The organism is Streptomyces sp. NBC_00075 (genome assembly GCF_045041225.1).
Classification (GTDB): domain Bacteria; phylum Actinomycetota; class Actinomycetes; order Streptomycetales; family Streptomycetaceae; genus Streptomyces; species Streptomyces adonidis.
In genome coordinates this window covers 8,527,728-8,541,171 of record NZ_CP108243.1, presented here as the reverse complement: position 1 = coordinate 8,541,171, position 13,444 = coordinate 8,527,728, and the positions used below count along the sequence as shown (strand labels likewise).

Below are 13,444 nucleotides of genomic sequence, written 5' to 3'. Positions count from 1 at the left end.
TTTGCCGCCCATGGACTCAGTGGTGGTGATCCCCACTGCTGATCTCCCGGTACTCCTCCACCGTCGGCTTGGGGATCCGCGTGTCGGGGCCGAACATCGACCGCGCAAGCCGGGCCCGCAGCCGCTGCCCGGGGCTCACCCTGCGGCGGACGCCGTTGGCGTCGACGAGCGCACCGATCTCGTACGGCGGGGCCTGTTCGTGCTGGGTGAGGGTGAACAGCGCCTCCTGCGGGAGGGGTTCATGGACCTCGACGTACTCGCCGTGCGGGAGGCGTTTGACCGTGCCCGTCTCTCTGCCGTGCAGGACCTTGTCGCGGTCGGCACGCTGGAGCCCCAGACAGATCCGCTTCGTCACGACGAACGCGAGCACCGGCACGACGAAGAACCCGATCCGTACGAACCAGGTGATCGCGTTGATCGACAGATGCAGATGCGTGGCCACGATGTCGTTGCCGCCGCCGATGAGCAGCACGCCGTACAGACTCAGCCAGGCGACCCCGAGTCCCGTACGGACGGGGACGTTTCGCGGCCGGTCGAGGATGTGGTGCTCGCGTTTGTCGCCGGTGATCCAGGCCTCGATGAACGGGTAGACGCCGATGGCCAGCATGATCAGCGGGAAGAGGGAGAAGGGGATGAAGACGCCCAGCGCGAGGGTGTGGCCCCAGGCGTTGATCTCCCATCCCGGCATCACCCGGATCAGCCCCTCGGAGAAGCCGAGGTACCAGTCCGGCTGGGCGCCGGTGGTGACCAGGTCGGCACGGTAGGGGCCGAACGCCCATACGGGGTTGATGCTCGCGATGCCGCCAAGGACCGCCAGCACACCGAAGGTGAGGAAGAAGAAGCCGCCCGCCTTGGCCATGTAGACCGGCAGGAAGGGCATGCCGACGACCGACTTCTGGTCGCGGCCGGGCCCCGGATACTGCGTGTGCTTGTGGTAGAAGACCAGGATCAGATGGGCGACGACCAGCCCCAGCATGATCCCCGGCAGCAGCAGCACATGGATCGGGAAGAGCCGCGAGATGATGTCGTGGCCCGGGAACTCCCCGCCGAACAGGAACATCGAGAGGTACGTCCCCACGACCGGGACGGACAGGATCGCGCCGTCGGCGAAGCGGAGGCCGGTGCCGGAGAGCAGGTCGTCGGGGAGCGAGTAGCCGGTCAGGCCGGTGATGATGCCGAGGAACAACAGGGTCCAGCCGAACGCCCAGTTCAGCTCGCGCGGCTTGCGGAACGCGCCGGTGAAGAAGACGCGCATCATGTGGATGAGCATCCCGGCGACGAAGACGAGCGCCGCCCAGTGGTGGATCTGCCGGATCAGCAGTCCGCCACGTACGTCGAAGCTGATGTCGAGCGTGGACTCGTACGCCCTGGTCATGATGACGCCGTTGAGCGGGGTGTACGAGCCGTCGTAGACGACCTCGACGCCGCTCGGCTCGAAGAAGAGGGTGAGGTAGACGCCGGTGAGGATCAGGATGAGGAAGCTGTAGAGGCAGATCTCGCCGAGCATGAAGGACCAGTGGTCCGGGAAGACCTTGCGCATGTTGGCCTTGGCGAGGGCGTAGAGGCCCAGCCGTCCGTCGGCCCAGTCGGCGAGCTTCTCCCCCTTCGGGACCTCACCCCTGCGTGCTGAACTCCCTTTGCCCACAGCCGTGTTCATCCGTACTGCCTCCCCCTCGGATCATCCTCAGGGTGGCACGACGGCGCACCTGTGCCAACGGGTCGTACGCCGGTGTCAGCCGACGATCCCTTCGGCCCGCGCCGCGATCAGCCACTTCGGGAACTCGCCCACCAGCCGGTCGTACAACTCGTCGTCGGACACGGCACGCGGATCGGAACCGGCGTGGAAGAACCCGGCGTTGTCGACGACCCGCCGCTCCGGCACCGCCAACTCGTCGAGCTTGCGCAGGAAGTCGAACTGCTTGCTGCTCGTGTCCCCGAACCCGATGAACTGCCAGAACAGCGGCAACCGGGCCGACTTGCACACGTACCGTTCGGCGGCGAGCTTGTTGATGGGGCCGCCGTCGGTCTGGAAGACGACGAGCGCGGGGGCCGTCGACCCGCTGTCGAGGTAGTGCTCGATGACGGCGTCCATGGCGAGGTGATAGCTGGTCTTGCCCATGTGGCCGAGCCCGGCCACGATCCGGTCGACGCTTCCCGCGTGGTCGTCGAGCGCGATACCGGTCACGGCGTCGATGTCGGTGGAGAAGAAGACGACGGGAACCGTCCCGTCGTCGTCGAAGTGGGCCGCAAGACCCAACACCCGGTCGGCGAGCGCCTGCACGCTGCCGTCCTTGTAGTACGGCTTCATGGAGCCGGAGTAGTCGACCACGAGATAGACGGCGGCCGGCTGACCGTCGAGACCGTGCCGGTCCACGGCCGCCCCGGCGCTCTTGTAGAAGCTGACCAGCGCGGGCGCGCTCTCCTGCACCTTGGTGAGACTGATCGCGGCCACGCGTGGGCTCCTTACCGGAATGCGCCGGACCGACGCAAATGTTGAGGGTACGTCACCCGGACGAGCGAGGGCCCCACGTACCCTTTGCCCATGAAACGTACCGGCGTTCTCCTCCTCGCCGTAGTGCCGTTACTGGCAACGACCGCCTGTCTGTCCGTCACGTCGGACGACTCGCACGGCCCCGACGCCAAGCGTCTGGAGACCGGCTCCCTGGAGGCGGAGCCAACACTCGCGGACCCGGCGAAGAAGGAACTGGCCCAGCAGATCGTCGCGAGCGCCGAGAACAGCACACTCGACTGGCGCAGCGCGTACGGCTATGTCGAGGACATCGGCGACGGGCAGGGTTACACGGCCGGAATCATCGGCTTCTGCACGGGCACCCACGACCTCCTCACCCTCGTCGAGGCCTACACGAAGGAGCACCCGGACAACGCCCTCGCGCCCTACATCCCGGCGCTGCGCGCGGTCGACGGCACGGACTCGCACGAGGGGCTCGACCCCGGTTTCCCCGCGGCCTGGAAGCAGGAGTCGACGGTCGCCGCGTTCCGCGAGGCCCAGGACGTGAAGCGGGACAAGGGCTACTTCGAACCGGCGCTGCGGCTCGCCGTCGACGACGGGCTGGGGCTGCTGGGCCAGTTCGTCTACTACGACGCGATGGTGTACCACGGCCCGGGCAGCGACTGGTTCAGCATGGGCGGCATCCGCGCCGCCGCCCTGGCGGAGGCCGACAGCCCGGCGGAGGGCGGCGACGAGAAAGCGTACCTGGACGCGTTCCTCGACGCCCGCCGCCAGGCGATGCTGGACAAACGGCCGGGCGTGAACACCAGCCGCGTCGACACCGCCCAACGGCGCTTCCTCGACGAGGGGAACCTGGACCTCCGTACACCGCTGGAGTGGAAGGTGTACGGGGACACGTACAAGATCCCCTGAGGCGGGTCCGGCACCGAACGCGCCGCGGCGCCCGCCACGTCCGGTCGGGGACTGTGGCGAGCGCCGTGGTTGTTCGTTCCGTACGCCTTTGTACGGGACGTCTTTGGGGCCCTCAGACCATCAGGGAACGGTCCGTCGGGCGGATCGGGGCGGGCAGTTCGCTCACGCCCGTCAGGAAGCGGTCGACTCCGCGAGCGGCCGAGCGGCCCTCGGCGATGGCCCACACGATGAGCGACTGGCCGCGGCCGGCGTCACCGGCGACGTACACGCCCGGGACGTTGGTCGCGAAGTCGGCGTCGCGGGCGATGTTGCCGCGCTCGTCGAGGTCCAGGCCGAACTGCGAGACGAGGCCGTTGTCCTGGTCGGTGCCCGTGAAGCCCATCGCGAGGGTGACCAGCTGGGCGGGGATCTTGCGCTCCGTGCCCGGCTTCTGCGTCAGCTTGCCGTCGATGAACTCGACCTCGGTGAGGTGCAGCCACTGCACGTTGCCGTGCTCGTCGCCCTCGAAGTGGGTCGTCGAGACGGAGTAGACGCGCTCGCCGCCCTCCTCGTGCGCCGAGGTGACCTTGTAGAGCATCGGGAAGGTCGGCCAGGGCTGGTTCGGGTTCCGCTCCTCGCCCGGCTGCGGCATGATCTCCAGCTGGGTGACGGAGGCCGCGCCCTGGCGGTGGGCGGTGCCCACGCAGTCCGCGCCGGTGTCGCCGCCGCCGATCACGACCACGTGCTTGCCCTCGGCGGAGACCGGCGGGGCCACGAAGTCGCCCTCCTGGACCTTGTTGGCCAGGGGCAGGTACTCCATCGCCTGGTAGACGCCCTTCAACTCCCGCCCGGGGACGGGGAGATCACGGGCGGTCGTCGCACCGGCGGCGATCACGACGGCGTCGTACCGCTTGCGCAGGTCCGTCGCCTTGAGGTCGCGGCCGATCTCGATGCCCGTACGGAAGCGGGTGCCCTCCGCGCGCATCTGCTCGATACGGCGGTTGATGTGCCGCTTCTCCATCTTGAACTCGGGGATGCCGTAGCGCAGGAGGCCGCCGATGCGGTCCGCGCGCTCGTACACCGCGACCGTGTGACCGGCCCGCGTCAGCTGCTGGGCGGCGGCGAGACCCGCCGGGCCCGAGCCGATGACCGCGACCGTCTTGCCGGAGAGGCGCTCGGGGGCCTGGGGGGCGACATCGCCCGTCTCCCAGGCCTTGTCGATGATCGAGACCTCGACGTTCTTGATGGTGACCGCGGGCTGGTTGATGCCGAGCACGCACGCCGACTCGCACGGAGCCGGGCACAGACGGCCGGTGAACTCCGGGAAGTTGTTGGTGGCGTGGAGACGCTCGGACGCCGACGTCCAGTCCTCGCGGTAGGCGTAGTCGTTCCACTCGGGGATCAGGTTCCCGAGTGGACAGCCGTTGTGACAGAACGGGATACCGCAGTCCATGCAGCGGCTGGCCTGCTTGCTGATGATCGGCAGCAGGGAGCCGGGAACGTAGACCTCGTTCCAGTCCTTGAGACGGACGTCCACCGGGCGGGACTTGGCGACCTCGCGGCCGTGGTTCAGAAAGCCCTTGGGATCAGCCATTGGTCGCCGCCTCCATCATCTTCTCGGTGATCTCGGTCTCGGTGAGACCGGCCTGCTCGGCGGCGGCCTTGGCGGCGAGCACTGCCTTGTACGTACTGGGGATGATCTTGCTGAAGCGCTCGACGGCGACGTCCCACTCGGCCAGGAGCTTCTCGGCGACCGTCGAGCCGCTCTCCTCCTGGTGCCGGCGCACGACATCGTGCAGCCAGACCTTGTCGGAGTCGTCGAGGGCCTCGATCGCGTCCACGTTGCCGACGTTGACGTTGTCGCGGTCCAGGTCGATGACGTACGCGATGCCGCCCGACATACCGGCCGCGAAGTTACGGCCCGTCGTGCCGAGGACGACCGCGTGACCGCCGGTCATGTACTCGCAGCCGTGGTCGCCCACGCCTTCCGAGACCACCGTGGCACCGGAGTTGCGGACACAGAACCGCTCGCCCGTCCGGCCGCGCAGGAACAGTTCGCCGCCGGTCGCGCCGTACGCGATGGTGTTGCCCGCGATGGTGGAGAACTCGGCGAGGTGGTCGGCGCCCCGGTCGGGACGGACGATCACCCGGCCGCCCGAAAGGCCCTTGCCGACGTAGTCGTTGGCGTCGCCTTCGAGGCGCAGAGTGACACCGCGCGGGAGGAAGGCGCCGAAGGACTGGCCGGCGGAGCCCGTGAAGGTGATGTCGATGGTGTCGTCGGGCAGACCGGCGCCGCCGAACTTCTTCGTCACCTCGTGGCCGAGCATCGTGCCGACCGTGCGGTTGATGTTGCGGATGGCGACCTGGGCGCGGACCGGCTGGGCGTCGGTCGCGCTGGACGCGGCGAGGGCGTCGGCGGCGAGCTTGATCAGCTCGTTGTCGAGCGCCTTCTCCAGGCCGTGGTCCTGCTCGATGACCTGGTGGTAGACCGCGCCCTCGGGCAGTTCGGGCACGTAGAAGAGGGGGGCCAGGTCCAGGCCCTGTGCCTTCCAGTGGTTCACGGCGCGCTCGACGTCGAGCGTGCCGGCCTGGCCGACGGCCTCCTCGATGGTGCGGAAGCCCAGCTCGGCGAGGATCTCGCGGACCTCTTCGGCGATGAACTGGAAGAAGTTCACGACGTACTCGGCCTTGCCCGCGAACCGGTCGCGGAGCACCGGGTTCTGGGTGGCGATGCCGACCGGGCAGGTGTCGAGGTGGCAGACGCGCATCATGACGCAGCCGGAGACGACGAGCGGCGCGGTCGCGAAACCGAACTCCTCGGCACCGAGCAGCGCGGCGATGACGACATCGCGGCCGGTCTTCAGCTGACCGTCGGTCTGGACGACGATCCGGTCGCGCAGGCCGTTGAGCAGCAGGGTCTGCTGGGTCTCGGCGAGCCCGAGTTCCCAGGGACCACCGGCGTGCTTCAAAGAAGTAAGGGGAGAAGCACCCGTACCGCCGTCGTGCCCGGAGATGAGGACGACATCGGCGTGCGCCTTGGAGACACCCGCGGCCACGGTACCGACGCCGACCTCGGAGACCAGCTTCACGTGGATCCGCGCCTGCGGGTTCGCGTTCTTCAGGTCGTGGATGAGCTGGGCGAGGTCCTCGATGGAGTAGATGTCGTGGTGCGGCGGCGGCGAGATGAGCCCGACACCGGGCGTCGAGTGACGCGTCTTCGCGACCCACGGGTACACCTTGTGGCCGGGCAGCTGGCCGCCCTCGCCGGGCTTGGCGCCCTGGGCCATCTTGATCTGGATGTCGTCGGCGTTGACCAGGTACTCGGACGTGACACCGAAGCGGCCGGACGCGACCTGCTTGATGCTGGAGCGACGCGCGGGGTCGTACAGGCGCTCCGGGTCCTCGCCGCCCTCACCGGTGTTGGACTTGGCGCCCAGCTGGTTCATGGCGATGGCGAGCGTCTCGTGCGCCTCCAGGGAGATGGAGCCGTACGACATGGCGCCGGTGGAGAACCGCTTGACGATCTCGCTGACCGGCTCGACCTCGTCGATGGAGATCGACGGGCGGTCCGACTTGAAGCCGAAGAGGCCGCGCAGCGTCATGAGCCGCTCGGACTGCTCGTTCACGCGGTCCGTGTACTTCTTGAAGATGTCGTAGCGGCGGGTGCGCGTGGAGTGCTGGAGGCGGAAGACCGTCTCGGGGTCGAACAGGTGCGGCTCGCCCTCGCGGCGCCACTGGTACTCGCCGCCTATGTCGAGGGCGCGGTGGGCGGGGGCGATGCCCGACGCCGGGTACGCCTTGGCGTGCCGGGCGGCGACCTCCTTGGCGATGACGTCGATGCCGACGCCGCCGATCTTGGTGGCGGTGCCGAGGAAGTACTTCTCGACGAAGGCCGTGTCGAGACCGACGGCCTCGAAGACCTGGGCGCCCCGGTAGGAGGCGACGGTCGAGATGCCCATCTTGGACATGACCTTGAGGACGCCCTTGCCGAGCGCGTAGATCAGGTTGCGGATGGCCTGCTCGGGCTCGATGCCGGGCAGGAACGTACCGGCGCGGACGAGGTCCTCGACGGACTCCATCGCCAGGTAGGGGTTCACGGCGGCGGCGCCGAAGCCTATGAGCAGGGCGACGTGGTGGACCTCGCGGACGTCACCGGCCTCGACCAGCAGGCCCACCTGGGTGCGCTGCTTGGTGCGGATGAGGTGGTGGTGGACGGCGGCGGTGAGCAGCAGCGAGGGGATCGGCGCGTGCTCGGCGTCCGAGTGCCGGTCGGAGAGGACGATGAGACGGGCGCCGTTGTCTATCGCGGCGTCGGCCTCGGCGCAGATCTCGTCGATGCGGGCGGCGAGGGAGTCGCCGCCGCCGCTGACCCGGTAGAGGCCGGAGAGGGTCGCGGCCTTCATGCCGGGCATGTCGCCGTCGGCGTTGATGTGGATGAGCTTGGCCAGCTCGTCGTTGTCGATCACCGGGAAGGGCAGGGTGACGCTACGACAGGAGGCCGCGCTCGGCTCCAGCAGGTTGCTGGCGGGGCCGAGGGAGGAGCGCAGGCTGGTGACCAGTTCCTCGCGGATGGCGTCCAGCGGCGGGTTGGTGACCTGCGCGAACAGCTGGGTGAAGTAGTCGAAGAGCAGTCGCGGGCGCTCGCTCAGCGCGGCGATCGGCGAGTCGGTGCCCATGGAGCCGAGGGGCTCGCCGCCGGTCTTGGCCATCGGCGCGATGATGACGCGCAGCTCCTCCTCCGTGTAACCGAAGGTCTGCTGGCGGCGGGTGACCGAGGCGTGGGTGTGCACGATGTGCTCGCGCTCGGGCAGGTCGGACAGCTCGATCTCGCCGGCTTCGAGCCACTCCGCGTACGGCTGCTCGGCGGCGAGGCCGGCCTTGATCTCGTCGTCCTCGATGATGCGGTGCTCGGCGGTGTCGACGAGGAACATCCTGCCGGGCTGGAGGCGGCCCTTGCGGACGACCTTCGCGGGGTCGATGTCGAGGACGCCGACCTCGGAGCCGAGGACGACGAGGCCCTCGTCGGTGACCCAGTAGCGGCCGGGGCGCAGTCCGTTGCGGTCGAGGACCGCGCCGACCTGGACGCCGTCGGTGAAGGTGACACAGGCCGGGCCGTCCCAGGGCTCCATCATCGTGGAGTGGAACTGGTAGAAGGCGCGCTGTGCGGGATCCATCGTGCCGTGGTTCTCCCACGCCTCCGGGATCATCATCAGCACGGAGTGCGGCAGCGAACGCCCACCGAGGTGGAGCAGTTCGAGCACCTCGTCGAAGGACGCCGAGTCGGAGGCGTCCGGCGTACAGATGGGGAAGACGCGCTCAAGACCCTTGTCACCGAAGAGATCGGAGACGAGCTGGGACTCCCTCGCGGCCATCCAGTTGCGGTTGCCCTTGACCGTGTTGATCTCGCCGTTGTGCGCGACGAAGCGGTACGGGTGGGCGAGCGGCCACGACGGGAAGGTGTTCGTGGAGAAGCGCGAGTGGACGAGCGCGACGGCCGACGCGAAGCGGCGGTCGGACAGGTCGGGGAAGAAGGGCTCCAGCTGGCCGGTGGTCAGCATGCCCTTGTAGACGATGGTCCGCGCGGAGAGCGAGGGGAAGTAGACGCCGACCTCACGCTCGGCGCGCTTGCGCAGCGCGAAGGCCTTGCGGTCGAGGTCGATGCCCGTGGCGGGCACGGCGGCGCTGTCCGCGACGAAGATCTGCCGGAAGGCGGGCATCGTCGAACGGGCGGTGGCACCGAGCAGCCCCGGGGCGACGGGCACGTCACGCCAGCCAAGAACGACGAGACCTTCGTCGACGGCGATCGTCTCGATACGTGAGACGGCTTCGGCGAGAGCCGGGGCCGCGTCGGTCGCCGCCGTCTCCTCCGGGAGGAAGGCGGTACCGACCGCGTAGGAGCCGGCCGCGGGCAGCTCGAATCCGGCCACCTCACGGAAGAACGCGTCCGGGACCTGCGAGAGAATGCCGGCGCCGTCACCGGAGTCGGGCTCGGAGCCGGTGGCACCGCGGTGCTCCAGGTTACGAAGAACCGTGAGCGCCTGCTCGACCAGCGCGTGGCTCGCCTCGCCGGTGAGGGTGGCCACGAAGCCGACGCCACAGGCGTCGTGCTCGTTGCGGGGGTCGTACATACCCTGCGCAGCAGGGCGAGCATCCATGAAGGACCACTTCTGGCCATTCTCCGAATGCTGGGACGGCTGGCGCGGCGTACGCATCGGCTCTCCCGTCGTCGTCGTGTGGCATATGCATTAAGCCGAGGGACGACGTTGGCCCTCTTGGAGTGCAAAATTTCGTGCAGGTTACATGATGGGACGGTTCTCGGGAACCGGATACTACGTACCAACATGCGGACACCGTCGTGCGCGGCGTGATGACCGCGCTGCGGTGGAAGTAATGGGGGTCGAAGCGGACAGATCGATGTCCTTCGGCCCATGGCAAGGGGAGCGTCGTCGCCCACCTCGCGGGTGCGCCGCAGGCTTCGTTGCCCACAGCGCTTACGGCTCATGCCCAGTGGTTAAGCGTTCGAAACCAGCGAGTAACGGCTACTTATGCGGCCCAACGCATAAGTGCGCGATTTCCTATCCTACGGCCGCCCCGAACAGGTTGCCCAGGGCGTACGTCACACCAGCCGCCGCACCCCCCAGCGCGAGCTGCCTGAGCCCGCTGAACCACCAGGTCCGCGCGGTCACCCGGGCCACGACAGCCCCGCACCCGAAGAGTCCGACGAGCGCGACCAGCACGGCGGGCCACAACGCGGTCGCCCCGAGCAGATAAGGCAGTACGGGAAGCAGCGCACCGAGCGCGAACGCCCCGAAGGACGAGACAGCGGCGACGGCGGGCGAGGGCAGGTCACCGGGATCGACACCCAGTTCCTCACGGGCATGTATCTCGAGCGCCTGCTCGGGATCGCGCGAGAGCTGCCGAGCGACTTCACGGGCAAGCTTCGGCTCGACACCCCGGGACTGGTACAGAGCGGCCAACTCCCGCTCCTCATCCTTGGGATACTTCCTCAACTCCCGCCGCTCGACGTCGAGTTCGGCTTCCACCAACTCGCGCTGGGAGGCGACGGAGGTGTACTCGCCGGCGGCCATGGAGAAGGCGCCAGCGGCAAGACCGGCGAGCCCGGTGATGACGACGGTCTGATGCGAGACAGCGCCACCGGCGACACCGGTCATCAGGGCGAGGTTGGAGACAAGCCCGTCCATGGCCCCGAAAACGGCGGGCCGCAGCCACCCCCCGCTCACATCCCGGTGGGTGTGATTGTCCCGGTGCGCCTCATGCAGCGCAGCCCCACTCTCGACGACAGCCACACCGTCCCCCATCCCGCTCCGGGCATTGCCGGAGCAAACCTAGACTGATTCCAACTATCGACAACACCAAAAATACGCCGCGAATTCCACCCTCGCCAGCAAGGAAAGGCTGCCCTCACCTGCACATTCACCGTGATCGCTCATCCGTAGGGGTGCTCGCACAAATGTCGACCGGGTGACGCTGGGGCGCCATAGGCTCGTGCGAACGCCTCCGGTGGGACAGTTCCGCAAAGGGTTCCGCTCCCCGCGCGGGAGCACCCGGAACCCTCCGGAGGAGAGGCCGCGTATGGCATCGATCGCCTGCATTCCCTCGGTCCCGGCGCCCGGAGACGCCGCCGTCCTGCGCGACAGAGCACGCGGCGCCCTGCTGGGTCTGGCCGTGGGGGACGCGCTCGGCGCCCCCGCCGAGAACATGAAGCCCTCGGAGATCCGCGCCCGCTGGGGCCGCATCACCGGCTATGTGGCCGAGAACCCCTCCGGCACGGACGACACGGAGTATGCGATCTTCTCGGGCCTCCTGCTGGCCCGGCACGGCTCGGCCCTCACCCCGGCCCATGTGGAGGCGGCCTGGCACCAGTGGATCGCCGACCTCGACGAGGGCCCGTTCCGGGGCGCGGGTTTCAGCGAGCGAGGCACGCTGGAGAACCTGCGCAGGGGCCTGGCAGCCCCCATCTCGGCCCAGCACCGCCACGCCTGGAGCGACGGACTGGCGATGCGCGCGGCCCCCTTCGGCGTCTTCGCGGCGGGCCGCCCGGCCGAGGCGGCCCGTCTGGTGGCGATCGACGGCTCGGTGAGCCACGACGGCGAGGGCATCTACGGCGGCCAGGCGGTGGCGGCGGGCGTGGCGGCGGCGATGGCGGGCGCGCCGACGATCGCGGTGGTCGCATCGGCCCTGGCGGTGGTCCCCGACGACAGCTGGACGGCACGCTCCCTCCGCCGGGCGGTGGCGGTGGCCCACCGAGGCGAACGGGCGGTCCGCTCCGCGGTGGTGATCGGCGGCTACCCCTGGACGGACCTGGCCCCGGAAGCCGTAGCCCTGGCCTTCGGCGCGTACGCGGCAGCCGACGGCGACTTCACGGAATCGGTCCTCACAGCCGTCAACATGGGCCGCGACGCGGACACGACGGCAGCGGTGGCAGGCGCCCTGGCAGGCGCGACACGCGGCGCCTCGGCGATCCCGCCGGACTGGGCGGAGGCAATCGGCCCGGCCCGAGGCACCTGCCTCCCCTCCATGGCAGGCCACCACGTCCTCGACGTGGCAGAGCTACTGACACCGGGCGAGGGCGGCAAGTGGGGAGCGAAGCCGGTGGTACGGGCGCAGGAGGAGTTCGTCCTGGCCGCGGACCAAGACACGACGACGGAAACGGAGGTAGAGCTGTGAACCCACCCCAGGCAGCGGATCTGCCACACTCTCCCACCACGGGCGCGGCCATTTCAGCCCGTCCGGCGTTCAAGGACAAGGCCGACCGGGGCATTTCAGCCCGTCCGGCGTTCAAGGACAAGGCCGACCGAGGCATTTCAGCCCGTCCGGCGTTTGAGGACGAGGCCGTTCAGGCCGAAGCGGGGGTCTGGGGGCGGCAGCCCCCAGGGATGGGACGGGTAGGGGCGGCGGGGGCGAAACACACCACCCGAGCCGAAGCCGAGGTCCACCCATGACCCCCCGCCGCATCGAGGGCCTCCTCCTGGGCCTGGCCGCAGGCGACGCCGCAGGCTGGCCCGCCGCCCGCCACAGAGCCGCCCGCATGCCCGACTGGACCCGCCGCCTCACCCGCGAACTCGACACCTTCGCCGAACAGAACGCAACAACCACCCTCCCCGTCCCGATCGCCCTCAACCAACCCCCGGAACCCCTCCGCCTGGGCCCCTCCGACGACGCCGAGTGGGCGGCATTCGCAGCAGAGGCCCTGCTACGCGCCGGCGACGACACCGTGCTCGGCGACCTGAGCCGCGAACGGCGAGCCCGCGCCGCCATCGACCTCTCCTGGAACGCGGTCGCCAGCGAGGTAGCGGCCGCAGCCGAACGCGCCCCCGAAGTCGAATCGGCAGTACTCCCCCTACGCGCCCGCATCTCCGTACGCGCAGGCCTCGGCAACCTCGCCGCCGGCCTACGCCCACCCGCCACCGGCCACGACAACCCCCACTACTTCGACGACGCGGCCTGCGTACGGGCATGCGTGCTGGCCGTGGCCCACCCCGGCAACCCCCGACTCGCCGCCGAACTGGCCGAGTTCGACGCCCGCTACACCCAGGACGGCGACGGCGTGCACGGCGCCCGCGCGATGGCGGCGGCCCTCGCCCTGGCACTGGCCGGCGAGAACGTCGAGGCGTGCGTGAACGCGGCCCTCGCCGAACTGCCCGAGGGCACGGAGATCGGCCGCAACACCCGCCACGCGCTGAAGCTCGCCCAGGACACGGACGGCGCGTTCGCCCTGGTCCCGCTCCTGGAACACCAGATCGTGGACCACGTCTACAGCTACGGGATCGCCGCCGCCGAGACGGTCCCGGTCGCGCTGGCGCTGGCCACCGCGGCACAGGGCCGGATCGCGGAAGCGGTCCCGGCGGCGGCCTGCCTCTCCCGGGTCGCGGACTCGGCCCCCGCCCTCGCGGGCGCCCTCACCGGAGCGCTGGGCGGCGGCGCCACGATCCCGACGGCCTGGCGGGACGCCTGCCGCACCCTCTCCGGCTGCGCACTCCCCCGCCTGACCGGCACGGACCTGGTGGAACTCGCCGAACTCCTGGAAGCCACGCAACGGACCGCTCCAGGTGGATGATTCGG

General features: G+C 69.5%; 8 protein-coding genes. 3 read left to right on the top strand and 5 right to left on the bottom strand.

Annotated elements, in window-relative coordinates:
• Positions 1 to 16: 16 nt before the first annotated feature.
• Positions 17 to 1,657, bottom strand: coding sequence for a cytochrome bc complex cytochrome b subunit (locus tag OG787_RS37425; RefSeq protein WP_369035123.1), 1,641 nt, complete (start codon positions 1,655 to 1,657; stop codon positions 17 to 19).
• Between the two features lie 75 nt (positions 1,658 to 1,732).
• Positions 1,733 to 2,452 carry a VWA domain-containing protein gene (locus OG787_RS37420; RefSeq protein WP_405538210.1) on the bottom strand — a complete coding sequence of 240 codons (720 nt, stop codon included), beginning with the start codon at positions 2,450 to 2,452 and terminating at the stop codon, positions 1,733 to 1,735.
• Positions 2,453 to 2,542: 90 nt separating this feature from the next.
• Here OG787_RS37420 and OG787_RS37415 point away from each other — a divergent pair, with 90 nt between their 5' ends.
• Entirely contained in the window at positions 2,543 to 3,382 is an 840-nt protein-coding gene (locus OG787_RS37415) for a chitosanase (protein ID WP_405538208.1), read from the top strand.
• Between the two features lie 112 nt (positions 3,383 to 3,494).
• Here the strand turns inward: OG787_RS37415 and OG787_RS37410 are convergent, their stop codons facing one another.
• The 3 genes from OG787_RS37410 to OG787_RS37400 all read right to left on the bottom strand — a co-directional run bounded on the left by OG787_RS37410 (position 3,495) and on the right by OG787_RS37400 (position 10,680).
• Positions 3,495 to 4,955: a glutamate synthase subunit beta gene (locus OG787_RS37410; RefSeq protein WP_369035120.1), complete on the bottom strand. Its 1,461-nt coding sequence runs from the start codon at positions 4,953 to 4,955 to the stop codon at positions 3,495 to 3,497.
• A complete protein-coding gene (gene gltB / locus OG787_RS37405; protein ID WP_369035119.1) occupies positions 4,948 to 9,573 on the bottom strand; it encodes a glutamate synthase large subunit in 4,626 nt (1,541 codons plus the stop codon). The genes OG787_RS37410 and gltB overlap by 8 nt, the downstream gene beginning before the upstream one ends.
• 363 nt (positions 9,574 to 9,936) lie before the next feature.
• Positions 9,937 to 10,680 (bottom strand): VIT1/CCC1 transporter family protein, encoded by a 744-nt coding sequence (locus OG787_RS37400; protein ID WP_405538205.1) that lies wholly within the window; start codon positions 10,678 to 10,680, stop codon positions 9,937 to 9,939.
• 274 nt (positions 10,681 to 10,954) lie between these two features.
• Between OG787_RS37400 and OG787_RS37395 the strand changes: the two genes are divergently transcribed.
• Both OG787_RS37395 and OG787_RS37390 read left to right on the top strand, forming a co-directional pair.
• Positions 10,955 to 12,049, top strand: a complete 1,095-nt coding sequence (locus tag OG787_RS37395) for an ADP-ribosylglycohydrolase family protein (protein ID WP_405538203.1) — start codon at positions 10,955 to 10,957, stop codon at positions 12,047 to 12,049.
• Positions 12,050 to 12,236: 187 nt separating this feature from the next.
• The gene (locus OG787_RS37390) at positions 12,237 to 13,439 is read left to right on the top strand and encodes an ADP-ribosylglycohydrolase family protein (protein WP_405540702.1); all 1,203 of its coding nucleotides are present in this window, start codon (positions 12,237 to 12,239) and stop codon (positions 13,437 to 13,439) included.
• Positions 13,440 to 13,444: the final 5 nt, after the last annotated feature.

Bases quoted from the DNA above. Each gene is read 5' to 3' on its own strand.
- OG787_RS37400 (WP_405538205.1), bottom strand. From the start codon at position 10,680: ATGGGGGACGGTGTGGCTGTCGTCGAGAGTGGGGCTGCGCTGCATGAG.
- OG787_RS37415 (WP_405538208.1), top strand. From the start codon at position 2,543: ATGAAACGTACCGGCGTTCTCCTCCTCGCCGTAGTGCCGTTACTGGCA.
- OG787_RS37395 (WP_405538203.1), top strand. From the start codon at position 10,955: ATGGCATCGATCGCCTGCATTCCCTCGGTCCCGGCGCCCGGAGACGCC.
- OG787_RS37410 (WP_369035120.1), bottom strand. From the start codon at position 4,955: ATGGCTGATCCCAAGGGCTTTCTGAACCACGGCCGCGAGGTCGCCAAG.
- gltB (WP_369035119.1), bottom strand. From the start codon at position 9,573: ATGCGTACGCCGCGCCAGCCGTCCCAGCATTCGGAGAATGGCCAGAAG.
- OG787_RS37425 (WP_369035123.1), bottom strand. From the start codon at position 1,657: ATGAACACGGCTGTGGGCAAAGGGAGTTCAGCACGCAGGGGTGAGGTC.